Annotated in this window: 21 protein-coding genes and 1 pseudogene; 10 read left to right on the forward strand and 12 right to left on the reverse strand. The window is 71.6% G+C overall.

Annotated features, from left to right (window positions below; all coding sequences use genetic code 11):
- Positions 1 to 105 precede the first annotated feature (105 nt).
- Positions 106 to 561: an Lrp/AsnC family transcriptional regulator gene (locus MMF94_RS21785; RefSeq protein ID WP_241038977.1), complete on the reverse strand. Its 456-nt coding sequence runs from the start codon at positions 559 to 561 to the stop codon at positions 106 to 108.
- Between the two features lie 49 nt (positions 562 to 610).
- Between MMF94_RS21785 and MMF94_RS21790 the strand changes: the two genes are divergently transcribed.
- Positions 611 to 1,831, forward strand: a complete 1,221-nt coding sequence (locus tag MMF94_RS21790; protein WP_241038978.1) for an arginine deiminase — start codon at positions 611 to 613, stop codon at positions 1,829 to 1,831.
- Positions 1,832 to 1,865: 34 nt separating this feature from the next.
- On the opposite strand, the pseudogene MMF94_RS21795 reads toward MMF94_RS21790, so the two are convergent.
- Positions 1,866 to 2,638, reverse strand: a pseudogene (locus MMF94_RS21795) (MmyB family transcriptional regulator).
- 86 nt (positions 2,639 to 2,724) lie between these two features.
- Between MMF94_RS21795 and MMF94_RS21800 the strand changes: the two are divergent.
- Positions 2,725 to 3,693: an LLM class flavin-dependent oxidoreductase gene (locus MMF94_RS21800; RefSeq protein ID WP_241038979.1), complete on the forward strand. Its 969-nt coding sequence runs from the start codon at positions 2,725 to 2,727 to the stop codon at positions 3,691 to 3,693.
- Between the two features lie 27 nt (positions 3,694 to 3,720).
- Entirely contained in the window at positions 3,721 to 4,893 is a 1,173-nt protein-coding gene (locus MMF94_RS21805; protein ID WP_241038980.1) for an ROK family transcriptional regulator, read from the forward strand.
- A 9-nt stretch (positions 4,894 to 4,902) separates the two neighbouring features.
- On the opposite strand, the gene MMF94_RS21810 is transcribed toward MMF94_RS21805, so the two are convergent.
- Both MMF94_RS21810 and MMF94_RS21815 read right to left on the reverse strand, forming a co-directional pair.
- Entirely contained in the window at positions 4,903 to 7,068 is a 2,166-nt protein-coding gene (locus MMF94_RS21810; RefSeq protein ID WP_241038981.1) for an alpha-galactosidase, read from the reverse strand.
- 121 nt (positions 7,069 to 7,189) lie between these two features.
- Positions 7,190 to 7,609: a MarR family winged helix-turn-helix transcriptional regulator gene (locus tag MMF94_RS21815; RefSeq protein ID WP_241038982.1), complete on the reverse strand. Its 420-nt coding sequence runs from the start codon at positions 7,607 to 7,609 to the stop codon at positions 7,190 to 7,192.
- A 53-nt stretch (positions 7,610 to 7,662) separates the two neighbouring features.
- Between MMF94_RS21815 and MMF94_RS21820 the strand changes: the two genes are divergently transcribed.
- Positions 7,663 to 8,283 (forward strand): TIGR03086 family metal-binding protein, encoded by a 621-nt coding sequence (locus MMF94_RS21820; RefSeq protein ID WP_241038983.1) that lies wholly within the window; start codon positions 7,663 to 7,665, stop codon positions 8,281 to 8,283.
- Positions 8,284 to 8,571: 288 nt separating this feature from the next.
- On the opposite strand, the gene MMF94_RS21825 is transcribed toward MMF94_RS21820, so the two are convergent.
- Positions 8,572 to 9,885 carry a replication-associated recombination protein A gene (locus MMF94_RS21825; RefSeq protein WP_241039141.1) on the reverse strand — a complete coding sequence of 438 codons (1,314 nt, stop codon included), beginning with the start codon at positions 9,883 to 9,885 and terminating at the stop codon, positions 8,572 to 8,574.
- 163 nt (positions 9,886 to 10,048) lie between these two features.
- Between MMF94_RS21825 and MMF94_RS21830 the strand changes: the two genes are divergently transcribed.
- The gene (locus tag MMF94_RS21830; RefSeq protein ID WP_241038984.1) at positions 10,049 to 10,606 is read left to right on the forward strand and encodes a Uma2 family endonuclease; all 558 of its coding nucleotides are present in this window, start codon (positions 10,049 to 10,051) and stop codon (positions 10,604 to 10,606) included.
- A gap of 39 nt (positions 10,607 to 10,645) precedes the next feature.
- Positions 10,646 to 11,554, forward strand: coding sequence for a TIGR03619 family F420-dependent LLM class oxidoreductase (locus MMF94_RS21835; RefSeq protein ID WP_241038985.1), 909 nt, complete (start codon positions 10,646 to 10,648; stop codon positions 11,552 to 11,554).
- Positions 11,555 to 11,592: 38 nt separating this feature from the next.
- Here MMF94_RS21835 and MMF94_RS21840 read toward each other — a convergent pair whose 3' ends face one another.
- Positions 11,593 to 12,195 (reverse strand): AAA family ATPase, encoded by a 603-nt coding sequence (locus MMF94_RS21840; RefSeq protein WP_241038986.1) that lies wholly within the window; start codon positions 12,193 to 12,195, stop codon positions 11,593 to 11,595.
- Between the two features lie 198 nt (positions 12,196 to 12,393).
- Here MMF94_RS21840 and MMF94_RS21845 point away from each other — a divergent pair, with 198 nt between their 5' ends.
- From MMF94_RS21845 to MMF94_RS21860, 4 genes are all read left to right on the forward strand, one after another.
- Positions 12,394 to 13,656, forward strand: coding sequence for an aminotransferase-like domain-containing protein (locus tag MMF94_RS21845; protein WP_241038987.1), 1,263 nt, complete (start codon positions 12,394 to 12,396; stop codon positions 13,654 to 13,656).
- The gene (locus tag MMF94_RS21850) at positions 13,653 to 14,081 is read left to right on the forward strand and encodes an Lrp/AsnC family transcriptional regulator (RefSeq protein ID WP_241038988.1); all 429 of its coding nucleotides are present in this window, start codon (positions 13,653 to 13,655) and stop codon (positions 14,079 to 14,081) included. Before MMF94_RS21845 ends, MMF94_RS21850 begins: the two co-directional genes overlap by 4 nt.
- Positions 14,081 to 15,235, forward strand: a complete 1,155-nt coding sequence (locus tag MMF94_RS21855) for an aminotransferase class I/II-fold pyridoxal phosphate-dependent enzyme (RefSeq protein WP_241038989.1) — start codon at positions 14,081 to 14,083, stop codon at positions 15,233 to 15,235. The genes MMF94_RS21850 and MMF94_RS21855 overlap by 1 nt, the downstream gene beginning before the upstream one ends.
- Positions 15,236 to 15,323: 88 nt before the next feature.
- Complete coding sequence (locus tag MMF94_RS21860) at positions 15,324 to 15,536, forward strand: hypothetical protein (protein ID WP_241038990.1); 213 nt, start codon at positions 15,324 to 15,326, stop codon at positions 15,534 to 15,536.
- A 9-nt stretch (positions 15,537 to 15,545) separates the two neighbouring features.
- On the opposite strand, the gene MMF94_RS21865 is transcribed toward MMF94_RS21860, so the two are convergent.
- The 6 genes from MMF94_RS21865 to MMF94_RS21890 all read right to left on the reverse strand — a co-directional run bounded on the left by MMF94_RS21865 (position 15,546) and on the right by MMF94_RS21890 (position 23,278).
- Positions 15,546 to 16,943 carry an MFS transporter gene (locus MMF94_RS21865; protein ID WP_241038991.1) on the reverse strand — a complete coding sequence of 466 codons (1,398 nt, stop codon included), beginning with the start codon at positions 16,941 to 16,943 and terminating at the stop codon, positions 15,546 to 15,548.
- 162 nt (positions 16,944 to 17,105) lie between these two features.
- Entirely contained in the window at positions 17,106 to 17,888 is a 783-nt protein-coding gene (locus MMF94_RS21870) for an SGNH/GDSL hydrolase family protein (RefSeq protein WP_338104302.1), read from the reverse strand.
- Positions 17,889 to 18,069: 181 nt separating this feature from the next.
- Positions 18,070 to 19,263: a hypothetical protein gene (locus MMF94_RS21875; protein WP_241038992.1), complete on the reverse strand. Its 1,194-nt coding sequence runs from the start codon at positions 19,261 to 19,263 to the stop codon at positions 18,070 to 18,072.
- A gap of 11 nt (positions 19,264 to 19,274) precedes the next feature.
- Positions 19,275 to 20,216, reverse strand: a complete 942-nt coding sequence (locus tag MMF94_RS21880) for a DUF389 domain-containing protein (RefSeq protein ID WP_241038993.1) — start codon at positions 20,214 to 20,216, stop codon at positions 19,275 to 19,277.
- A gap of 46 nt (positions 20,217 to 20,262) precedes the next feature.
- Complete coding sequence (gene aspS / locus MMF94_RS21885; RefSeq protein ID WP_241038994.1) at positions 20,263 to 22,071, reverse strand: aspartate--tRNA ligase; 1,809 nt, start codon at positions 22,069 to 22,071, stop codon at positions 20,263 to 20,265.
- Positions 22,072 to 22,216: 145 nt separating this feature from the next.
- Entirely contained in the window at positions 22,217 to 23,278 is a 1,062-nt protein-coding gene (locus tag MMF94_RS21890; RefSeq protein ID WP_241038995.1) for a CHRD domain-containing protein, read from the reverse strand.
- Positions 23,279 to 23,438 lie beyond the last annotated feature (160 nt).

Consider the following 23,438-nt stretch of genomic DNA (forward strand, 5'->3'; position numbering starts at 1 on the left):
TTGCCCGTACATGGGGAAACGTTGCTCGTTGATCGCAGCTGACGCACGTTCTTTGCGCAGCACTCGAACCGCTGTACGCCGCTCGTCCGGCAGTCCGGATCGGGCTCAGTGCGGGAGTGGCGCTGCCGGGCGGCGGAGCAGGGGCGAGAGCACGAGCACCGAGCGGGTACGCGCCACGAAGGGCTGGGCACCGATCTGTTCGAGCACCTGCTCGAAGTGGCGCATGTCGGCGGCGAGGATGCGCAGCACGGCATCGGCGTCGCCCGAGACGGTGCTGGCGTCCACCACCTCGGGGAACTTGGCGACGGCGGAGCGGATGGTGGCGGGTGCGGTGCTGATGCGGCAGTAGAGCTCCACGTAGCCCTCCACCGACCAGCCCAGCGCACCCGGGTCGAGCCGCACGGTGAACCCGGTGATCGCCCCACCTGCCCGCAGGCGGTCGACCCGCCGCTTCACCGCTGATGCCGAGAGTCCGACGCTCGCGCCGAGGTCGGCGTAGCTGCGGCGCGCGTCGTCCACGAGCAGCGCGATGAGGTCCTCGTCGAGCCGATCGAGTTGCACGCGCTCATCCTGCACGCCGAGCGGGCGAAGCACGTGCAGGATGTCCGGCATGTACCGCGTGGATTCCGAGGTCGGGCCGCTCCGCCAGGTGATCCTGCACCGCCCCGGGCTCGAGCTGAAGCGGCTGACGCCGGCCAACAAGGACCGCCTGCTGTTCGACGACGTGCTGTGGGTGGCCAGGGCGCAGGAGGAGCACGACCGATTCGCGGCACTGCTGCGGGAGCGCGGGATCACCGTGCACCTCTTCGGCGAGCTGCTGCGGACCACGGTGGAGATCCACGAGGCGCGCAAGTACATCCTCGACCGGATCTTCGACGACCGCGTCTACGGGCCGCTCGCCATCGACGCGATGCGCAACTGCTTCGACGCGATGGACGTCGACACCCTCACCGACCACCTCATCGGCGGGATCACGAAGCGCGAGGTGATGGACCGCATCCCGGAGCCGCGCTCGATCGCCTTCCACGTGCTCGCTCCCGACGACTTCGTGCTGGAGCCGCTCCCCAATCACCTCTACACCCGCGACACGTCGGCCTGGCTCTACGGCGGTGTGGCGATCAACAGCATGCGCAAGAAGGCCAGGATGCGCGAGACCGTGCACTACGAGGCCGTCTACCGCTGGCACCCGCTCTTCGCCCGCTCCGACTACGCGATCTGGTCCGAGGGCTCGGCGAACGGGCCCGCGACCACCGAGGGCGGCGACATGCATGTGCTCGGCGGCGGGGCCGTGTTGATCGGGCTGTCGGAGCGCACCACCCCCGCAGGCGTCGAGCGGCTGGCCACGCGCCTGTTCGCCGGCGGCGAGATCGACCGGATCGTCGCGCTGCGGATGCCGCAGCAGCGCGCGTTCATGCACCTGGACACCGTGATGACGATGGTCGACCCGGAGACGTTCGTGGAGTACGCGGGGCTGGGCAAGTTGCCGGCTTACACCGTGCGGCCCGGCGACTCGGAGAAGGAGCTCGACGTCACCGACCACCCACCGGAGCAGATGCACGAGGCGATCGCCGCGGTGCTCGGGCTCTCGTCGGTCCGGGTCCTGACCCCCGAGCAGGACGTGCACGCCGCAGCCCGCGAGCAGTGGGACGACGGGTGCAACGCGCTGGCCGTGGCGCCCGGCGTGGTGGTGACCTACGAGCGCAACGTCACCACGAACACCTTCCTGCGCAAGCACGGGATCGAGGTGCTCGACATCCCCGGCGGCGAGCTGGGCCGGGGACGGGGCGGCCCGCGGTGCATGAGCTGCCCGATCGTGCGCGACGGCGCATGATCGCTGCGTGACTGCGGGCGGACGACCGTGCCGCTCATCCGGGCGACGACCCCCACGCGGCGAGGGACTGCGCGGTCGCCGCGTCCGCGGGCAGGAACGCCTCGAGCTTCAGCTCCGCGAGCGTGACATCCACGGCTGTCGCGAAGGTCGTCACGGTCGTGATGAGCCGCAGTTCGCCCCGTTCGGACCGCAGCCGCAGTGGCACGGCGAAACCCAGGTGGTCCGGCCCGACAGCGGCAGGCGGCGCGTAGGACCGAGCTCGGCGCGAAATGCGGCCAGCCGCTCGTCCGGGCCGCGTTCGAGTGCCTGGTCCAGCCGCTCGAGGACGTGACGAGCCCATTCGGCGAGGTTGACGATCCGTGGGGCGAGCCCCTCGGGGTGCAGGGCAACGCGATAGGCGTTGGCGGGCTCAGCCAGCAGGTCGGCGGAGACCCCCTCGGTGAGCAGCCCGAACGGCGCGTTCGCCGCGACCAGGTCGCCGTGGCGGTCCACGACGATCGCCGGATAGGGCCGGTGGCCGTCGAGCACGGACCGCAGGGCGTCGCGCACCGGGGCGAGGCCGGGCTCGTCGAGGCCGGTTTCGGGATATGCGGGCGCGAATCCGGCCGAGAGCAGCAGCGCGTTGCGGTCACACAGGGGCAGTTCCATCGACTCCGCGAGCCGCACGACCATCGCCCGGCCGGGCGCCGAGCGGCCGCTCTCCATGAAGCTGACGTGCCGTTGCGTCGTCCCTGCGCGCAGCGCCAGGTCCAGCTGGCTGACCCGCAGCCGGGTACGGCGCTCGCGGAGCGCGGCGGGGAAGTTCACAGGGTGTTCCTAGCCCTGGGGTGTGCCGCCCGGCCATTCCCCCTGGGGAATTGCCGCTGCGCACCGGCCGAACGAGCCTCTGCGGCATGGATCTCGTTCGGACAGGTGTGCTGCTCCCGCTCAAGGCGGAGCAGTGGGCGGGAGCGGACCCGCGGGAGCTGGTGGAACTGGCGGTCCGGGCGGAGCGGGCAGGCTACGACTCGGTCTGGGCCAACGACACGCTCCTCGGCGCCCACATCGACCCGCTGACGGTCCTCGCCGCGGTCGCGGCGGCGACCGAACAGATGACTCTCGGCACCGCGGCGCTGCTGCCCGCGTTCCGGCGGCCCGTGCAGGCCGCCAAGGTGATCTCCTCGCTCGACCTCCTGGCAGGCGGACGCCTGGTGCGCGGCGTCGGGGCCGGTTTCCCCGGGCGCTCCGAACCGGAGTACGCGGCGTCCGAAGTGCCGTGGACGCGCCGCTTCGCCCGGCTCGACGACACGGTGGCACTCTGGCGGCAGCTGTGGACCGCCGAGGGACCCACCTCGTTCACCGGCGACGTGCTGCGCTTGTCCGACATCCCGGCAGGCACCCGCCCGTACCGCAGAGGTGGCCCGCCCATCTGGCTCGCGGGAGCCACTCCCGCCGCGCTGGCCCGGACCGGGCGCCACTACGACGGCTGGCTGCCCTACCCGCCGCAGCCTGCGACCTACGCCACCGGTCTCGCCGATGTCCGCACCGCCGCCGTCACGGCGGGGCGGCCGCAGGACGCCATCACGCCGGCGCTGTTCGCGACGGTGCTGCTGGCGTCCGACGTGCCGTCGGGGCTGCGCGCCGTCGACGAGTTCTGCCGGGAGAACTACGGGCTTCCGCTCGAGGTGGTCGAGCGGATCCAGACGATCGTGGCGGGACCGCCCGAGCACGTGGCCGCGGGACTGCGCCGGTTCGTCGATGCCGGCGCCCGTCACATCGTCCTGCGCATCGCGGCTCCCGGGCTCGACGGGCAGCGGGACCAGCTCGACCGGCTCGCCGGCCTGCTGCTCGGCATACGCGACCCGGTGACATCGACGGTCTGACGAGAGTGCGAGCGGTAGTGTTCACCCGTGAGTTCCGTCGCGGAAGAAACTGGGGTCGCCGGCGACTGGACCACGCTCGACGGCAGCCAGCAGCGCGTCGCGGTGGAGGTGCTGCGCCACGGCCCGCTCCCCCGCGCCGAGCTCGCGCGAAGGCTCGGACTCTCCCCCGGCTCGCTCACGCGGCTCACCCGCCCGCTGGTCGACTCCGGCCTGCTGGTCGAGGGCACCAGCGACGTCCACACCCGTACCGGACGACCCTCGCTCCCGTTGGACGTGCGGCCCTCCTCCCGCCGGTTCGTCGGCGTCAAGATCACCGGCGACGCTCTTTTCGCCGTGGTCACCGACCTGCGCGCCGCCGTCCTCGTCGAGCACGAGGTGCCGCTCCCCGGGCGCGGGCCGGACGCCGTGGTGGACGCGGTCACCGATGCCGTCGCCCGGATGCGCGGGGAGCACGGCGAGCCGGCCGGGCTCGGCATCGGCATCGGCGGGCGGGTCTCGGAGCGCCGCGACGTCACGAAGGCGCAGTTCCTCGGCTGGCAGCAGACGGTGCCGCTGGCGGCGTGGCTGCACTCGGCCACCGACCTGCCCACCGTCGTCGAGAACGACGTCCGGGCGCTCACCGTGGCCGAGCACTGGTTCGGCGCCGGTCGAGGGCTGCAGTCGCTGGTGGTCGTCACGATCGGCGTCGGCGTCGGATGCGGGATCGTCGTCCACGACCGGCTGGTCGAGGGCGCACACGGGGCAGGTGGGTCGGTCGGGCACCGGCCGCTGCCGGGCTGGGCGATGTGCGCTCAGGGGCACCGCGGATGTGCCGAGGCCGTGCTGACGTCCGGGGCGATCACCACCGCCGTCGGGCAGGCTCTGGGCAGGTCTGTGACCTACGACGAGGTGCTGGAGCTCGCCGTCGCCGGGCAGCCCGCGGCCCGCCGCGCCGTCGCGGACGCCGGCCGGGCCCTCGGCCTGCTCGTCGCCGACATCGCGGGCCTCGTCGACCCGGACCTCGTGATCCTCACCGGTGAGGGCGTCGGCGCGGTCGACATCGCCAGGGCCGAGCTGGACGCCGCTCTGGAGGAGGGCCGCGATCCGGCGGGACCGCCGATCCGGGTGGACGTGCAGCCGTTCCCGTTCACCGAGTGGGCACGCGGGGCGGCCGCCGTGGCGATACAGGCGCACGTGCTGGGGCCTGCCGCGCCCGCGTGAGGCGCGCCGTCAGCGCGTGTCCACCGCATCCGCCCGCAGCAACAGCAGCTGCTCCGGGTTGATCGCCGGAGCCCGCAGCCCGACCGCACCGAGCACCCGGCCGGGCAGCTCCACCCCGTCGGCGAGCCATGCCGGCGGCCGGCTCTGCCTCAGCGCCGGTGCGTCGCCCGGCGGCTGCGTCCGCACCCGGTAGCGCCGCTCGGGGTCGAGGCCGGGCAGACGCAGGGCGCCGGGAACGGCGGCCAGCGGCGTGGCCAGCTGGACCAGCGCGAACAGGGCGGCGGACCGATCGGCCGCCACCACGCCGTGCAGCGCGAACGACGGGTCGTGCTGGTCGGCTCGCACCACGGTGCCGGTGTGCAGCAGACCCCGCACGTCCTTGTAGAGCTGCACCCACGCGGCCAGCTCCTTGCGCTCCTGCGGGCTCGCGGTGGTGATGTCCCACTCGATGCCGAACGAGCCGAAGAGTGCCGTCCCGGCCCGGAACGACAGGTCGTGGGTGCGGGCCGTGGAGTGCGAGCGCGGCGACCCGACGTGCGATCCGACGAGCTCGGGCGGCAGCAGCTGAGCGGTGTAGCGCTGGATCTGCTGGCGTTCGAGGGGGTCGATGTTGTCGCTGGCCCAGATCCGGTCGGTGCGCTCCAGGATCTCCAGGTCGACGCGCAGGCCCCCCGACGAGCAGGACTCGATCTCGACGTCGGGATGCCGGGCGCGCAGCTCGTCGATCAGCCGGTACACGGCACGGGTCTGCGCGTGGACGCCCGGTGTGCCGAGCGGTCCGTGGCCGGCGTCGAGCAGGTCGCGGTTGTGGTCCCACTTGAGGTAGGCGATCGGGTACTCGGTGAGCAGGGCGTCGAGCCGCTCCAGGACGTAGGCGAACGCCTCGGGCCGGGCGAGGTCGAGCACCTGCTGCGACCGGGAGAGCAGAGGTTGACGCCCACCGGTCGCGAGGATCCACTCCGGGTGGGCGCGCGCGAGGTCGGAGTCGGGGTTGACCATCTCCGGCTCCACCCACAACCCGAACTGCATGCCGAGCCGGCGCACCTCCTCTGCCAGCGGATGCAGGCCCCGGGGCCAGACGTCCTCGTCGACGTACCAGTCGCCCAGACCCGCCGTGTCGTCGCGGCGGCGGCGGAACCAGCCGTCGTCGAGCACGTAGCGCTCGGCACCGACATCGGCGCCTGCCCGGGCGAGCTCGACGAGCCGGTCGAGGTCATGATCGAAGTAGACGGCCTCCCAGGTGTTGAGCACGACCGGGCGCGGGGTGCGCGGGTGCTGCGGCCGCGAGCGCAGGTGCATGTGGAAGCGCGCGGCGACGCCGTCGAGGCCCCTGCCGTACGCGGCGTAGACCCACGGGCCCGCGTAGTGCTCGCCGGGAGTAAGCGCCATCTCTCCGGGGAGCAGCAGTTCGCCGCCGCCGAGCACGGCGGCCCCGGTCGACAGTCGCTCGGCATACGAGACGTGGTTGCCGCTCCACGCCACGTGCACCGCCCACACGTCACCGTCGCGGAAGCCGAAGCCCGCGGTGCCGGCAGCGAGGATCAGTGGCGCGTCCGGTCCGGTGCGACCGCGCCTGTTCTCCCGCGCGTGCACCCCGACGACGAACGGCGCGCGCTGCGGAGCCCGCTCCCGGCCCCAACGGCCAGCCATGTCGAACAGCTCGGTGGCCTCCGACGGCACCGGAAGCGCGACGGCGAGGCCGTCGACGACGAACGGCTCCGCGGCCGCTCCCTGCGGAACCGCGACCGTGGCCCGCTGGCGCAGCAGTCCGGACGCCAGCAACTCGATGTCGAGCCGGACCTCGAGACCTGCCTCGTCGTCGCGGCCGACCGCGCGGACCTGTCCGCCACCGTGCGGACCGGTCTCGACGTCGAGCGCGACGAGGGTGAAGAGCGGTGACCAGGCGCCACCCGCGCGGTGCCCCGCGAGCCCCGGCCGGCCGAGCCACCCACTCGCCTGCTCGGGCACGACGCCGACGCGCGCTCCCTCGTCGACATCGTTGGGCACGGTGCCGGGGATCGCCGCCGCGGCGAGGCCCGCGAGATCGGAGGCGTCCAGCTCGCCGAGGTCGGGGCCCCAATGCAGCACGGCAGGCAGGCGCAGCCCGTCCGTGCCGAGGACCACGCTCACCCCCGCTGCCCTGAGGTGGACGGGGCCGGCAGGGGTGGGGGGCATGGCCGCTCCGGACGTCGTCGTAGCGCTGATCGCGGATATGTTTTACGACAGAAGTTAATGGAGGTCAACGGCGGCCTCGGACGCTTCTCCACCGGGCAACGGTCCGGCGGCAGCCACGTCCTCAGCGAGCGGTGTCGGCCAGGCGATCGAGCACGGCGACGAACACGGCCCGCTCCGTGGGATCGATGGCGGCGAGCAGCTCGGCCTCGACCCCGCGTATCCCCGCCCGGCAGGACCGCACCAGGTCACGGCCATCGTCGGTGAGCGCGACGATCCGGTTACGACGATCCGCCGGATCCGGGGTGCGGCGGAGCAGGCCGCGTGCTTCCAGGCGATCGAGGATCGGGATCAGCCGCGTCTTGTCCCTCCCGACGGCGGCCGCGAGCTCGGACTGCGTCGGCGCCGCCCCCTCCTCGAGGGTGCTGAGCACGGCGTAGTCCCACATCTCGACGTCGTGAGCCCGCAATACCGGCGTCTCCGCCTCGATCATCATCCGCGTCAGGCGGGCGAACGCGGCCCCGAGGTCGTGACGCTGCTCCATGTGGCGCGACGATAGTGCTTGACCAATCGTCTACCCAGGTAGATAGTCGCCTCATGGATACCATTGTGCTGCACCGACGGGCCGTCGCCGCCGTCGCTCCGGTCCTCACCCGGGTCCGCCCGGTCGACCTCGGACTTCCCACTCCCTGCACCGGCTGGGACCTGTGTGCCCTGCTGGAGCACATGACCGGCCAGGACCACGGCTTCTCGGCGGCTGTGCGTGCGGGGAACGAGACCGACGTCGACATCGACGCGTTCGCCCCGCGCTCGCTCGGGGACGACCCGGCTGCGGCCGCCACTGCGTCGTCGGCCGCAGCCGGGGCCGCCTTCGCCGAGGCCGCCACCGACCCGGCCCGCACGGTCTGGCTGGCGGAGTTCCGGAACCGACTCCCGCTGGAACAGGTCGCGGGCTTTCACCTGATCGACACGCTCGTGCACGGCTGGGACGCCGCCGTGACGCTCGGGCTCGCCGTCGACTACGACGACGACCTCGTCGCCGCCGGTCTCACGGTGGCCGAACAGGTGCCGACCGGCGCCTTCCGGGAACAGCCCGAATCACCGTTCGGCCCGGCCCTGGCGATGACGGGATCAGACCCGTGGGAGCGCACCCTGACCTTGCTGGGACGCGACCCGCACTGGACCCCCACCCGCCCTACCGCCACTCCCACCCGGTAGCAGCCCACCGTGCGAACGGCCGGCCCGTACGCACGAAGGGGCATCTCGCACGATCACCGACGGGCGCACCACAGGGCGACCCGGCCCAGTCGGGGCAACCTGCGACGCAACACGGCCCGTCCGCCCGACAGGGCCGCACCTCCGAGCCGGCGTTCAAGCAGCGGCGAGCCGGCCCCCCGCAGAACAGATCCCGGGAGTGGACGGCCGGCCCACCCATCCACGAGGACCGCACCATCAACCCGCTCGCCCGATCAGCGGTGAACCTGGCCTGCGGAGCGAATCCGGGGCTCAGTTCTCGCCGCGGATCGCCCGGCGCAGCTTCGGCAGACGCTCGGCCAGCAGCCGCTCGCCGCCCCGGCCGGAGGGGCGGTAGTAGTCGCGGCCGACCAGGGCGTCGGGCGGGTATTGCTGCTCCAGCACCCCCTCCGGAGTGTTGTGGGGGTAGCGGTAGCCCACGGCGTTGCCGAGCTTCTCCGCCCCGGCGTAGTGGCCGTCGCGCAGATGCGGCGGCACGGCGCCGGTGGCCCCGGCACGCACGTCGGCCATCGCCTCGTCGATGCCGGTGATCACGGCATTGGACTTCGGGGCGGTGGCCAGGTGCAGGGTGACCTGGGCCAGCGCGATGCGGCACTCCGGGAGCCCCACGAGCTGCACCACCTGGGCCGCGGCGACGGCCGCCTGCAGCGCGGTGGGGTCGGCGAGCCCGATGTCCTCGCTCGCGTGCACCATGAGCCGCCGCGCGATGAACCGTGGGTCCTCCCCCGCCACCAGCATCCGGGCGAGGTAGTGGAGCGCCGCGTCGGCGTCGGAGCCGCGGATCGACTTGATGAACGCGCTGATCACGTCGTAGTGCTGGTCGCCCTGGCGGTCGTAGCGCACGGTCGCCTCGGTGACCGCCCGCTCGACGGCGGGAACGTCGATCTCGGTGTCGCCGGTGCCTGCCACGCCGTCGGCGGCCGCCTCGAGCGCGGTGAGGGCGCGGCGGGCGTCGCCGGACGCGAGCCGTATCAGCGCGTTCTCGGCCTCGGACGTGAGCTCGACGGCGCCGCCGAGCCCCCGCGGATCGGCGACGGCTCGACGCAGGAGCGACCGCACGTCGTCCTCGGTGAGCGACTGCAGCTGCAGCACCAGCGAGCGGGAGAGCAGCGGGGACACCACGGAGAACGACGGGTTCTCCGTGGTGGCGGCGACGAGCAGCACCAGCCGGTCCTCCACGGCACCGAGCAGCGCATCCTGCTGGGTCTTGGAGAACCGGTGCACCTCGTCGATGAACAGCACCGTCTGCTGGTCGAGCCGGTCGCGGCGCCTGCGGGCGTCGTCGATCACGGCACGCAGCTCCTTGACCCCCGACGAGAGCGCCGAGAGCGCGACGAAATGCCTGCTGCCCACTCCGGCCAGTAGCCGCGCGATGGTGGTCTTGCCGGTGCCGGGAGGGCCGTAGAGCAGCACGGACGCCGCCGCGCCGCCTTCGACGAGCCGCCGCAACGGGGCACCGGGCCGCAGCAGGTGGGCCTGGCCGACCACCTCGTCGAGCGAGCGCGGGCGCATCCGCACGGCCAGGGGCGCGGTGGTGCGTGCCGGATCGCCGCCGACGTCCTCCATGGGGGTCGCCGGCTCCGGCTCGTGCAGCTCGAAGAGGCCCTCCGCCCCTCCGCTCATTTCCGCGCTCATCGCATGCAGCCTGCCATCCCGGTACGACGAGTTCGGAATCCGCCCGAGATGTCGGTACAGCGTGCAATCATGCCGCGGTCGGAAGGAGACGGCGATGACCCTGTCGTGGCCGAACCACCTGCTCACGCTCGAAGAGTGGGAAGCACTGCCTGAGTCCGAGGGCGTGCGGCTCGAGCTCGCGGAAGGCCTGGTCGTGATGTCACCGAAGCCGCTGTTCTTTCACCAGCGGGCGGCCATGCGGTTGGGCTACCGCCTGGACGAACAGCTTCCGCAGGAGCTCACCGCGCTCACCGAGGTCGAGGTGGTGGTGTCCGTCCGTCCCGCCACAGTGCGGGTGCCGGACATCATCGTGACCCGCAGTCAGGTCGTCGAACGCAACCCGCCCCGGCTGTCCGCGGACGACCTGCTGCTCGCCGTCGAAGTGCTCTCGGATGGGACGCGTCGGGTCGATCGGGTCCTCAAGTTCTCCGAGTACGCCGAGGCCAGGATCCCGCAGTACTGGATCATCGACCTGGGTCAGCCGCACAGCCTCACCGCGTACGTGCTTGTCGACGGCGACTACGAGCTCTCCGGCGAGCACACCGGCATCGCCGACCTCGACGTCTCCGGACATTGCGTCACTGTCGACCTCGCCGCACTCACCCAGCGCTGACCGATGTCGATCGCAGCCGGTCCCATTCGTCAACAGGTCATGGAAATCGGCATCGCGCTGCCCAACGGTGGCGCCACTGTGGTCGCAGACGATCTGGTCCGGCTGGCGACGGGCGCGGAGGCGGCGGGTCTGCACTCGGTCTGGGTGATGGACCGCTGGCTACGCCCGCGCGGCCCCGTCACGATCCCCGGCGTGCCCGTGCCGGTCGAGCTGCCGGCGGACAGCTACGCGTGCGTCCTCGACCCCATCGACGTCCTCGCCCATCTCGCCGCGCTCACCCGTCGCGTTCTGCTCGGCACGAGCGCGGTGCTGGCGCTGCTGCAGCCGCCGGTGCTGCTCGCCCGAAGGCTCGCAACCGTCGACCAGCTCTCCCACGGGCGGGTCGTCGCCGGCCTCGCCGCCGGGTGGATGCGCGAGGAGTTCGCCGCCGCCGGCGCACCTGCCGGCAACACGGGCCTGCGGCTCGACGAGCATCTCGCGGCACTGCGCGCCGTCTGGGGTCCGGACCCCGTCGAGATCCCCACGGGCTCCCACCCGGTGCCGCCGTCGGACATCGGCCCGAAGCCCTTCCGCCGCGCGGCGATCCCGATCCTTCTCGGCTACAGCACCACAGCGGGGATTCGGCGGGCGGCCCGTGTCGCCGACGGGCTCCACCCCTACCGCACCGACCTCGACGAGCTGGCCGCCGACCTCGCCGTCTTCCGGGCCGCGGCAGCCGAGGCCGGCCGGGATCCCGGCGCATTGCCGGTCGTGCTGCGCGGCGACGCCGTGCCCGACCAGGACGCCGGCGAGGGTCGTCCGCTGTTCCGCGGCACGGTCGAGCACTGGGCACAGGACGCCCGCCGGGTGGCGGAGCTGGGGGTCGGCCAGATCGTGCTGCAGGTCGCCGCACCACCCGAGGCCACTCTCGACGCCCTCGCCGACCTGCGCGAGCGTCTCGACCGCTGAACCGGCCTCACGCAGCGGAACCGGGAGCATCGGCGCCGTCAGTCGAAGCGGATGTGCCGCAATCCCGTGGCGTACCGGCGGAGCCGTCCGCGCAGCAGGCTGTCGGTGTTCCGGTCGATGGACAGGCCCACGGAGCGCGCGATGCGCTCGGCGACCTGCGGAATCGGGAGGTGGTCGGTGCGGATGTGCTCCGCGAACTCCGGCTCTCGGAGTCGCTCCAGGCAGTCGTCGAGCCGGCGCACCGCGAAGCTCTCGCGTGAGAGCCCACGACCGAACCCCCGCTCCCGCAGGCGCCTCAGCACGGTGGCCCGCTCGGCGAGCAGTGCGAAATGGCGCACCTCGTGGCCATCCTCGCGCAACTGCCCGACGACCTCGGCGAAGTAGAGCGGGTGCACGAGGGTCATCGGCGCGATGACCGGGCCGTCGTGCTTGCGGAGCACGATGTCGAGCACCTCGCGCACGCCCTGGCGCCAGGCGGAGAGATCCTGGAAGTCGCCGCGAAGCACGCGCGGCATCGTGCGGTGCAGCCCGAAACCGACGTGCTCGGGATCGCACACGATGCTGCCCGGCAGCCGTCGGCACAGCTCGTACGCCGTTTGGGTCTTGCCACCGCCGAACGGGCCGTTGATCCACAGCAGCATGCGATTGACCGTATCCCGGCGACTTCACGGCGATCGCCCGACTCTTCTCCCAGCTAATGGGAACCAGTTTCCGCATCGCAGGAACGTGAGGCATGCTGTGAAAGGTCGGATCCCCAACCGAGGTCCGGCACCGCCTCGCCCTGTCGATCCAGGACGACCAGATTCGTCCCTGCATCGACGTCCGAAGGCGAGATCTCCGTGACCGTCCACCTCTCCAGCCGGCTACGCGACGTGCGCGGTTCGGCCATCCGCGACCTGCTCGCCCTCACCGCTCGCGACGACGTCATCTCCCTCGCGGGCGGCCTACCCGGCACCGAACTGCTGCCCCGGGAGCGGATCGCCACCGCGCTCGCGACCGCGGCCGTGGACCCGGCGAACCTCCAGTACGGCGAGACCATCGGGCTGAGACAGCTGCGGGAGGTCCTCGCGGCAGCGGAGGGCGCCCGGCTCGGGCGGGCCCTCACCGCCACCGACGTGGTGGTGACCAGCGGCTCGCAGCAGGGCCTCGACCTCGTCGCCCGCACGATGATCGATCCGGGTGACGTGGTGGTGGTCGAGGACCCGGTGTACGTCGGCGCTCTCCAGGTGTTCCAGGCCGCGGGTGCGGCGCTGCACGCTGTGCCCGTCGACGCCGACGGCATGGACGTCGACGCACTCGCCGACCTGCTGACCGCGGGCCTGCGCCCCCGGCTCGTCCACACCGTCAGCAGCTTCCACAACCCGCGCGGGGCGACGCTCGACGACCGGCGGCGGGGCCTGCTCGCCGGACTGGCCGACCGGTACGGCTTCCTCGTGGTGGAGGACGACCCGTACGGTCTGCTCTCCTTCGACGGCCCACCGCCGGTGCCGGTGGCCGCCCACGGCGACCGGGTCGTCCGCCTGGGGAGCGTGTCGAAGGTCGTCGCGCCCGCTCTGCGGGTCGGCTGGCTGACCGGTCCCGCGCCGCTGCTCACCGCGGTGGAGCGGCTCAAGCAGTGCAGCGACCTCTGCGGCTCCACGCTCAGCCAGGCCGTCGCCGCCGAACTGCTGTCCGACGTGCCCTGGTTCGAGGGGCACCTGGGCATGCTGCGTGCCGCGCTGCGCGAGCGGGCAGGCGCGCTCACCGAGGCCGTCCGCGAGGCGTTCGGGGACGCCGTCACCTGCTCCGTCCCTACCGGCGGCATGTTCTGCTGGCTGGAGTTCACCGACGGGACGCGCCCGGCCGAACTGCTCCCCCACGCCCTCCGGAACGGCGTCGGGTTCGTGCCGGGCGACGCGTTCGCCGTCAACCGGCCGCTCGACGAGGCGGCACGCCTCTGCTTCGCGTCGAACCCGGCACCGGTTCTGCGCACGGCCGTGCACCGGCTGGCCACCGCATGGCGCCAGCACCGACAGTTGCGACGTAATGTCGAGACGTGCGGCAAATCCTCGAACTGCTGGAGCGTGACGCCCAGCTCTCCCATGACACCATCGCGACCATGACCGGCCTGCCCGTGGCCGAGGTGAGCAAGGCGATCGCGGAATGGGAGGCGTCCGGCGCCATCCGGCGCTACAAGGCGGTCATCGACTGGGACGCCGTGGACGACGACCCGACGAGCGAGATCGTCATCGCGTTCATCGACGTGTCCCTCGCACCCGCCCGTGGCGTCGGCTTCGACGACGTCGCCGCCCGGATCGCCCGCTTCGACGAGGTGCGCAGCGTCCACCTCGTCTCCGGCGGCCACGACCTGCGCTGCACCGTCACCGGACGCAGCATCCGGGCCGTATCGGACTTCGTCTCCCAGAAGCTCTCCACGATCGACCGTGTGCGGGCCACCGCCACGTACTTCGTGCTGAAGACCTACAAGCGTGACGGTGATTCCTTCACCCCTGCCGAGCAGGACCACCGGCTCCCGGTGACCCCCTGATGAAGGAGCTCAACGCCGTCATCGCCGCCTGTCCCCCGTCGGGGATCCGGCGGTTCTTCGACATCGCCGCCGAGATGGACGACGTGATCTCACTCGGGGTCGGCGAGCCCGACTTCGTGACGCCATGGCACGTGCGCGAGGCGGGGATCTACGCGCTGGAGAACGGCTACACCACCTACACGTCGAACGCCGGGCTGCCGCGCCTGCGCGAGCTGATCTGTGCTGATCTCGCGGCGCGCTACGGCGCCGACTACGCCCCCGACGGAGAGTGCCTCATCACCACCGGCGTCTCCGAAGGGCTCGACCTCGCGCTGCGCGTGCTGCTCAACCCCGGCGACGAGGTGATCGTTCCCGAGCCCTGCTACGTCGCGTACGAGCCGTGCGTCGCCTTCGCCGGCGGCGTGCCGGTGCGGGTGCCGACCCGCTGGGAGGACGACTTCGCGATCGACGCCGAGGTCGTCGCCGCGGCGATCACACCCGGCACGAAGGCGATCGTTCTCGGCTCCCCCGCCAACCCCACCGGTGCCGTGCAGCCCCGCAGCGCGCTCGAAGCCCTGGTCCGGCTCGCCGAGCAGCACGACCTCTACATCGTCTCCGACGAGATCTACGACCGCCTCACCTACACGGGCACCCACACGTGCCTGGGCACGGTGCCCGGCGCACGCGACCGCACGGTGCTGCTCGGGGGGTTCTCGAAGGCCCATGCGATGACGGGCTGGCGGGTCGGCTGGATCTGCGCGCCCCGGCCCGTCGCCGAGCTGTGCGTGCGCGTGCACCAGTACACGATGCTGTGCGCGCCACACGTCTCGCAGCTGGCGGCGGTGGAGGCACTGTCGGGGCCGGACGACGCGGTGCAGTCGATGGTCGCGGACTACGACCGGCGGCGTCGGGTGTTCGTGAAGGGCCTGCGGGAGATCGGACTCGACACTCCCGAGCCGCAGGGCGCCTTCTACGCGTTCCCGTCGATCCGCCGCTCCGGTCTCGACTCGGAGACCTTCGCCGAGCAGTTGTTGCGTGCGGAGCACGTGGCCGTGGTGCCCGGCAGCGTGTTCGGCCCGTCCGGAGAGGGACACGTGCGCTGCTCCTACGCCACCGCGTTGCCCCTGCTCGAGGAGGCTCTCGTGCGGATCGACCGGTTCCTCGGCTCGCTCTGACGGACCTCCGGTAGTCGGACGTCCACGCACCGTAACCTTTGCGTCGGGTTCACAGCCCCGCAAAGCCGCACCACCAGACTTCAGTGGCATGGACACACGACCTTGCCCCTTGTGCAGCCGCCCACGGACACCGGCCGATGCCGCCGGTCTCGCCTGGAGCAGTCAGCACGAGGCCGACGGCTCGATCACCTTCATCTGCCCCACGTGCACCCGTGCGCAGCTGTGGCGGATCGAGGCGATGCTCGCGGTGGCCTCGCCGACCGCGCCGCTCGCCCCGCTTCCGCTGCGCCCCGCAGCCTGACCGGGACGTTCACTCCGGCGTACCGGCCTCGCGCAACGTGTGCAGGCGCGCGAGGACCGGAGCCACCAGCACCACGACCGCCATCACGACGAAGGCCGTGGCGAGGTGCCCGGTGGCCTGGTAGACGCTGCCGAAGACCGCCACTCCGGCGACGAAGCTGAACTGGATCACCGTTGTCGCCATCCCGCTGGCGTCGGGGATGTTGACGCGCCGGACATGGGCCACGGTGAGAGCGAACAGCGGTGAGAAGGCCGCCCCGAAGCCCAGGCCACACACGCCGAGCACCACCGCGGCGGCCGCAACGGGCCAGCGCTCGCCTCTGGTGAGCCACGCCAGGAGGAGAAGCGCTGCACCGGCGATGACCACCCCGCCGATGAGGAGCACTCGCTGACGCCCGGGCCGGACCAGCGACGGGATCACCCCGCCGATGCCGAAGCCGATCGCCAGCGGCAGGAGCGCGTATCCCGCGACCCCGGCTGTGCTTCCGTGCCGGACCTGGAGGTCCGCCGCGACGCAGAACAGGATGCCGGTGTAGGGGGTGCCGAGGAGGAGCAGCCCGAGCAGCCCCGGACGGACGCCTCTGGTGGTGAACAGGGCCGGTTCCACCAGTACCGGCCGGCCTCGGCGGCTGGTACGTCGCTGGTGGGCGGCGAACACCGCGAGCACGGCGACGCCTGCCATCGCGGCGGCGATGCTCCACGGTGGCCGTCCGCTGTCGGTGCCGAGCGTCAACGCCGAGATCACGAGGATTGCGCCGCAGGTCAGCAGCACCACACCCGGAACGTCGAGGCGCCGCTCGGCCACCGGGACGCGCGGCAGCACCAGCGCTGCCACAACGACGAGCACGATGCCGATGGGCACGTTGACGAGGAACACCGAGCGCCAGCCCAGCCCCAGGAGATCGAGGTCGATCAGGCCACCTCCGGCAGCCAGCCCGACGGCTCCCCCGATCGAGATCATCGCGCTGAAAGCCGACAATGCCCGGGCCCGCGCAGAATCGGTGAAACTGATCTGGATGACCGACACGATCTGCGGAATCATCAGCGCGGCGCCGATTCCCTGCACCGCCCGTGCTCCCACCAGCACCGCCGCGGAGGGGGCCGCGCCCGCCGCTGCCGACGCAACCGTGAAGACGACCACCCCTGCGAGGAACACCCGTCGCCTGCCGCGATCGGCGCCGATACGGGCCCCGGTGATCAGCAGGCTCGCGTACAGCAGGGTGTAGGCCACGATCGCGAGCCGGACCGTTCCCGCCGATACCTGCAGCTCCGTGCCGATGTCCGGGGCCGCGACGTTGCCGACAGTGGTGTCCAACGACGCCATGAACTGGCCCGCCAGCACGACGGCCAGGGTGACCCATCGGTGCCCGGCGCGGGCGTCCGGGGCGACGGCGACCTGGGACGTCATCACAGCCCCTTCCTCCTCAGCGGGGCCGCACAGAGGACTCCCGAGTCGGCAGCGCCTGTCGCCGACGAAATTCGAGCGTAATCGCGCATCCGGTCGACGATGAGTGACGCTGGTCGCGCTCGAACAAATGGGGCCGAACGAACAATGCGAATAATGAGCAGATCAGCAATCGGGTGCCGGACCGCGGCGGATGGCGACGGGGGCAGGCCTGCGCACCAACTCGCCCACCAGGCTCTGCACGATCACCGGGCCGAGGTCGCGTCCACGCCGGGCCAGCCAGGGCACGCCCTTCACCACCAGCCAGGCCGTCCGCTGCACGGCCGTCACCTCACGCCCGCCCGCGCACTCCAGGCTCACCGGATGCGGCACCGTGAACCCCGCGTCGAAGAGCAACTCCGCGAAACCCGCCGCGAGCATCCGGTGCCCGCGCTCCGAGGGGTGCAGCCGGTCGACCGACCACGCCGAACGCTCGTAGCCACCGGGCAGCAGGTCCAGATCCAACACACCGATTCCCGCCGGGTCGGTGGCCGCCACCGCGTCGATCACGGCGTTGAGCGCCACGATCCGCCGGTACAGGGCCCGGCGCAGCGGCGCGGGCAGCCGGAACACCCGGGTGTGGTCGTGGTAGCGAACCATCAGGACGTATGTGCCCTCGGCCCGCAGCGCGCCCACGATCGCGGCACAGTCGTCGTGCAGTTGCCGGGGGTCGAAGTCGGAGCGCAGCGTGTCGTTCATCCCGACCGACAGCACTGCGACGTCCGGGCTCGCGGTCAGTGCCCCGGGAAGCTGGTCGTCGCGCACCCAGGACATGCGGGCCCCGGTGCACCCGAGGTTGAGCAGCGTCGAGGCACCGAGGGCATCGCGCAGCAGCATCGGGAAGCCCCGCCAGCCTCCGCCGGGCAGTGGATCGCCCAGCCCCACAGCTGTGGAGTCGCCGAGCGTCACCAAGGTTGCAACCGACCTTGGGCCTGGCACCGGCGGTATGATCGACACGGACGTGGCGGACGCGAGCAGCGGCTGCAAGGTCACGCCGACACCATCACCGACGTCGACTCACCTCGGGTGTGCGTCGGATGACCGGCTGTGGGCGGATTAAGGAACGATCGGTGCTCTGACCAGCAGGGTCTCAGGCCACCGACCGGAATGCCGGGTACACCGGCAGCGATCCGGGGGCGTCGGGGAAGCGCTTCACCAGCGCATCCGCCACCAGCGCGCCAAGTTCGGCAGTGGCCGGCAGCCCACCAACGGCAGCAGCGCCGGACATCTCCCGCCAGTAGTGGGCGAGCGCGGTGCTGATCCGAGGGGACCGGGTGGGGTCCTGTCCGACGGGCATGTCACGTACGCGGATGCGCGGCAGCAGCCACCACGTGCACAACCACACCCACAGCAGCTGCGCGTGCAGCAGCCTGTGCTCGAGGCGATCGGGCTCGTCGAGATCCGGCCAGACCGCGGCGATCTCGTTGCGCCACGCCTCGAGCATCGTGTCGGCCAACCCCGGAGGCAGGGCGAAACTCGCCTCACAGCCGGGGAAGGGGACACGGAAGTAGGCCGCGTCGAGTGCGACGTCGCGGAAGCAGCCCCATTCGAAGTCGACGAACCGGACCCCCCGACTGGTGACGAGGTTGTTGTCCGGGCAGGTGTCCGACGGACTGAACGCGCGGTAGCGGGTGCCGCCCAGCAGCCGCGCGGTCTCGTGGGCCTCCTGTATGGCCGCGCGCGGCACCGTGACCCCGAGCTCCTGCTCCAGCAGCCCCGTGACCCCGGCCAGAGCGACACGCGCGTCCTCGGCCATCGGGTCGCGCCAGGCCCGCTCCCCCAGCCTGCGCAACAACGCCCCGAAGTCGTTCTCGCGGCCCGCCGTGGCGGCCTGCATGCGCCCGAGCGCCCGGGCCCAGCTCAGCAGGCAACGCTGCGCGGCGGCCGGGTCGGGACCGAACAGCTTGTCGGCGAGCGTGGAGCTGCGGCCGAGGTCCTCCATCACCAGCAACCGGCTCTGAGGGTCGTGCGCGATCAGCACCGGGCTGGGCCGCGCATCCGTCGGCAGCGCCGTGAACAGCTGGCAGCTCGCCACCTCGTAGTGGAACGGGTCGGGCCGGTCGGGATCCGGCCGTCCCAGGTAGTGCTTGACGACGAGTGTGCGCGGCAGCGAGAACGGATTGCGAGCCACGCGCGCCCGGGCCACCACCGACCGGTCACTGCCCCCGAGATCCTCGGGGTCGGCCAGTACGATGCCGGCTCCCGACCGGCGGGTGAGGAGCCGCTCGGCAGCAGTGAGCGCAGCAAGTACCGGCCTGGGGAAGCTGCCCAGGTCCTGAACCATCGTCTGTGACCCTACCTCGCCGACAACCAACGAAGCCGCCCCTCACTCATACCCGTCCGCCGCGACACGATCAGCACGGCGATCGCGGCCACGACGATGCCCACGAGGTTCACCAACAGCTGAAGCGCGGATCCGCCCGCCTGGCCATAACGCCCCTCCACGAGGGCGGTCGACGCGAACGCTGCTGCCGGAACGGTGGTGACGGAGATGAACACACCAACCAGCGAAGCGGACTTCGCCGACGTCAGCGCGAGCATCCCGGCCGCTCCGGCGAGCAGCGCCACGATGAAGGAGAACGGACCCACCTTGTAGATGAAGTCGACCTGACCGACGTTGTCGAGGGTCGCGGTCGACAGCAGTCCGGTCACGTCGAGTGCCACGGCAGCGAGCGCCGTGATCAGCATCGCGAGCGGAAAACCGACGGCGAGCGCCATCGCGCCCCGGCGCACCAGATCCCCCCGACGCAGCACCGCGCCGACCGCGATCGCAGCGAGCGGCCCGAACTCGGGGCCGAGCACCATCGCGCCCACCACCGTCACCGCCGAGTCCGTGATGACACCGATCGCCGCCAGCAGGCAGGCGATGGTCAGGAACGCCTGGAAGCTCACCGACAGCCGAGACTCGTCACCGGTGCGTGCCACCAGTTCGTCCCAGATCACGGCATCGGCGGGGTCTCCGGGGGCGGCCTCCTCCGCGGCGTCGGCCGCCTTGGAGAGCGTGGTGTCGATCGCCTCGAGCGTCACGCCACCCGATCGGTCGACACCCAGCTCGCACAGCGCGCCGAGCACCGCGTCGACCGATTCCCGAGTCACGTCGGCCTCGACGACATCACCCGGGGGCTTCAGCGCGATCCCGGGCAGGACCGTGACATGGGCGGCACCCGGTTCGCCGAGCAGTAGATCCCGCACCGCCTCGGTGTGCTCCACCGGCGAGATCACTCTCATGTGCAGCACAGCGACAACCTGCTCCCGCGATCGACCGGATGGACCGGCTGCGCGTTCAGGACTTCGTGGGCGGCTCGTCGGCGACCGGTGAGGCGGCCGCGGGCGCTGCCGACGGCTTCGCGTCGATCCCCGCCTCCTTGCGCTGCTCGGGCGTGATCGGCGCGGGCGCCCCCGTGAGCGGGTCGAATCCGCCACCCGACTTCGGGAAGGCGATGACGTCACGGATCGAGTCGGTGTGCGAGAGCAGCATGCAGGTGCGGTCCCAGCCGAACGCGATGCCGCCGTGCGGCGGCGGGCCGAACTGGAACGCGTCGAGCAGGAAGCCGAACTTCTCCCGCTGCTCCTCCTCGTCCATGCCGAGCAGCGCGAACACCCGCTCCTGGACGTCGGAGCGGTGGATACGGATCGAGCCGCCACCGATCTCGTTGCCGTTGCAGACGATGTCGTAGGCGTAGGCGAGCGCCTGGTCGGGCGCCTCCTCGAAGCGATCCATCCACTCCGCGTTGGGCGAGGTGAACGGGTGGTGTACCGCGGTCCAGCCGATCTCGTTGCCCTTGTCGTCGCGGACGCGCTCGAACATCGGCGCGTCGACGACCCAGACGAACGACCACGCGTTCTCGTCCACCAGGCCGCAGCGCCGCGCGATCTCGCCGCGGGCGGCGCCGAGCAGCTCGCGCGCGTCGGACGGGTGCCCGGCGGCGAAGAAGATGGCGTCGCCCGGCTCGGCACCCACCGCCTTCGCCAGGCCGTCGCGCTCGACCTCGGAGAGGTTCTTGACGACCGGGCCCCGCTCACTCACCGCGCCGTCATCGTCCACCAGCACGTACGCGAGACCGCGCGCCCCGCGCTGCTTCGCCCACTCCTGCCAGGCGTCGAGCTGCTTGCGCGGCTGGCTCGCCCCGCCGGGCATCACGACCGCGCCGACGTAGGCAGCCTGGAACACGCGGAACGACGTGTCGGCGAAGTACTCGGTGAGGTCGGTGAGCTCGACGCCGAACCGCATGTCCGGCTTGTCGGAGCCGAAGCGGGCCATCGCGTCGGCGTAGGTGAGACGCGCGATCGGGCGCGGGATCTCGTAGTCGGCGAGCTCCGACCACAGAGCGGAGATGATCGTCTCGCCCAGCTCGATCACGTCGTCCTGCTCGACGAAGCTCATCTCGATGTCGAGCTGGGTGAACTCGGGCTGGCGGTCGGCCCGGAAGTCCTCGTCGCGGTAGCACCGCGCGATCTGGTAGTAGCGCTCGGCGCCTGCCACCATCAGGAGCTGCTTGAACAGCTGCGGGCTCTGCGGCAGGGCGTACCACGAACCCGGGCGGAGCCGGGCGGGCACGAGGAAGTCGCGGGCACCCTCGGGGGTCGAGCGGGTGAGTGTGGGTGTCTCGACCTCCACGAACTCGCGGTCGTGCAGCACGGTGCGCGCGATGCGGTTGGCCTCGCTGCGCAGCCGCAGCGCCGCCGCCGGACCGCTGCGCCGCAGGTCGAGGTAGCGGTACTTGAGCCGGACCTCCTCGCCGACCTCCGTGTGCTCGTCGAGCGGGAACGGCAGCGGCGCCGACTCGGACAGCATGGTGAGCTCGGTGGCGGTCACCTCGATCTCGCCCGTGGCGAGCTCGGGGTTCTCGTTGCCCGCCGGACGACGGACGACATCGCCGGTGACCAGGACGCAGAACTCGCCGCGCAGCCGGTGGGCGCGCTCGGCCATCTCTCCCTCGCGGAACACCACCTGGGCGGAGCCGGAGGCGTCGCGGAGGTCGATGAAGATCACCCCGCCGTGATCACGGCGGCGCGCCACCCACCCGGAGAGGGTCACGGACTGTCCGGCGTGCTCGGCACGCAGAGTGCCGGCGGGGTGGGTACGCATCACGTGTCGAGGTTATCGGCCGACCCCGGTCGGCCTGCCAGCAGGTTTCCCCGCCGATCGCCGCTGCTCACGCCGATGCGCTCCTGAGTGCGCCCGTCCGGGCCGCCATCAGGAGCGCATCGATCCAGAGCAGTTTCGAAGCCCACCGCTACGAGTTGATGAACAGGTAGTCGGCCGAGTAGGGCACCGCGGTGACGGCCTGGGTCGTCGGGTCACAGGTGCCCACCGGGGCGACGCCACCGATGGTGTCCAGGCGAAGGACGGCGTGGGTCGACGACAGCTGGCCGTCGGGTGCGCCCGACTGCGTTGCGGCGAGGATGAGCTCAGGGATGTTGTTGGCGCCGTTGTAGATCGTGTCGACGGCCTTGCCGGTCACCGCCGAGTTGTCGGGCGCAATCCACTGCGGCGGCCCGCCCGGGCCGGGCTTGACGAACGTGTGCCGGATACCGCCGGTGAGCATGGTGTCGACGTTGACCGGCGTGAACTTGAACGAACCATCGGATTCCTGCCTGGTGCAGGAATAGATCTGGTCACCTTCGACGACCGGGTGGTTCTGGTCCTGGTTGATCGCCTTCTGCAGATTGAGCTGCACGGGCATCGCGTGCAGCTGTCCGCGCATGGCTCCGTCCGGGAAGTCCGCGGTGTGCAGGTTGACGTAGAACTGCTCCGGGTGGCTCTTGATGTTCGCCAGGAGATCGGGGTCGTTCACCGTCACGGTGCCGACCACGGAGGTGCGGCCGTCCGGCAGCTTCGTGCCGAAGAACGGGATCTTGACGGCGCCGTTCACGCCTGCGGGGCCCTGATGGATGTGCCCCGAGATCGGCGCGCCGATGCCCGTCCAGGTGAAGGCGTAGGACACCTGGTTGCCCTGGATGCGAACCAGGGAGGTGCCGCTGCCGTCCTTGTCGCCACCTGCCGGCTGCATCTTGCTCGGAACCTCGTTACTCCCTCGCAGAACGGTGCCGAAGAACATCGCATCGCTCTCGTTTTTGGCGTCGTACTTGCCGATCGAGTCCGTCGGCATCGCCATGTTCATCGGCATCGGCATCGGCATCGGCGGGGACGCCGTTGTGCCGCCGTTCGGCGCAGCGGGGACAACGGCGGGCGGAGCGGCGATCGCAGCGCCGTTCGTGCCGACGAATATCAAACCGATGACTGCCATCCCGGCAGCGGCACCGCCCAGCACCCAGCGGCCCATGATGCGACTCATTCCGTCCTCCCGACCGAGAGCGGTCGCTCTCCTGAAACTGGCCTTGTGGTTCAAACACGGCCGGGATCCGGTGGCGTGGTCAACCAGAGCACTGAGGCAAGCGTCATGCCGTTCGGGTTCAACCCGAACGGCCTCCCGTACGTGCTCCTCTGAAGTGCCT

The organism is Pseudonocardia alaniniphila (assembly GCF_022524485.1).
In the GTDB taxonomy this organism is placed as follows: domain Bacteria; phylum Actinomycetota; class Actinomycetes; order Mycobacteriales; family Pseudonocardiaceae; genus Pseudonocardia; species Pseudonocardia alaniniphila.

Excerpts from the sequence above, each read along its gene's own strand:
- MMF94_RS21860 (WP_241038990.1), top strand. The coding sequence starts at position 15,324 with ATGGACACACGACCTTGCCCCTTGTGCAGCCGCCCACGGACACCGGCC.
- MMF94_RS21890 (WP_241038995.1), bottom strand. The coding sequence starts at position 23,278 with ATGAGTCGCATCATGGGCCGCTGGGTGCTGGGCGGTGCCGCTGCCGGG.
- MMF94_RS21800 (WP_241038979.1), top strand. The coding sequence starts at position 2,725 with ATGGATCTCGTTCGGACAGGTGTGCTGCTCCCGCTCAAGGCGGAGCAG.
- MMF94_RS21835 (WP_241038985.1), top strand. The coding sequence starts at position 10,646 with ATGGAAATCGGCATCGCGCTGCCCAACGGTGGCGCCACTGTGGTCGCA.
- MMF94_RS21815 (WP_241038982.1), bottom strand. The coding sequence starts at position 7,609 with ATGGAGCAGCGTCACGACCTCGGGGCCGCGTTCGCCCGCCTGACGCGG.
- MMF94_RS21855 (WP_241038989.1), top strand. The coding sequence starts at position 14,081 with ATGAAGGAGCTCAACGCCGTCATCGCCGCCTGTCCCCCGTCGGGGATC.
- MMF94_RS21875 (WP_241038992.1), bottom strand. The coding sequence starts at position 19,263 with ATGGTTCAGGACCTGGGCAGCTTCCCCAGGCCGGTACTTGCTGCGCTC.
- MMF94_RS21840 (WP_241038986.1), bottom strand. The coding sequence starts at position 12,195 with ATGCTGCTGTGGATCAACGGCCCGTTCGGCGGTGGCAAGACCCAAACG.
- MMF94_RS21820 (WP_241038983.1), top strand. The coding sequence starts at position 7,663 with ATGGATACCATTGTGCTGCACCGACGGGCCGTCGCCGCCGTCGCTCCG.
- MMF94_RS21790 (WP_241038978.1), top strand. The coding sequence starts at position 611 with ATGTACCGCGTGGATTCCGAGGTCGGGCCGCTCCGCCAGGTGATCCTG.
- MMF94_RS21850 (WP_241038988.1), top strand. The coding sequence starts at position 13,653 with ATGACCGGCCTGCCCGTGGCCGAGGTGAGCAAGGCGATCGCGGAATGG.
- MMF94_RS21825 (WP_241039141.1), bottom strand. The coding sequence starts at position 9,885 with ATGGAGGACGTCGGCGGCGATCCGGCACGCACCACCGCGCCCCTGGCC.
- MMF94_RS21865 (WP_241038991.1), bottom strand. The coding sequence starts at position 16,943 with ATGACGTCCCAGGTCGCCGTCGCCCCGGACGCCCGCGCCGGGCACCGA.
- MMF94_RS21830 (WP_241038984.1), top strand. The coding sequence starts at position 10,049 with ATGACCCTGTCGTGGCCGAACCACCTGCTCACGCTCGAAGAGTGGGAA.
- MMF94_RS21810 (WP_241038981.1), bottom strand. The coding sequence starts at position 7,068 with ATGCCCCCCACCCCTGCCGGCCCCGTCCACCTCAGGGCAGCGGGGGTG.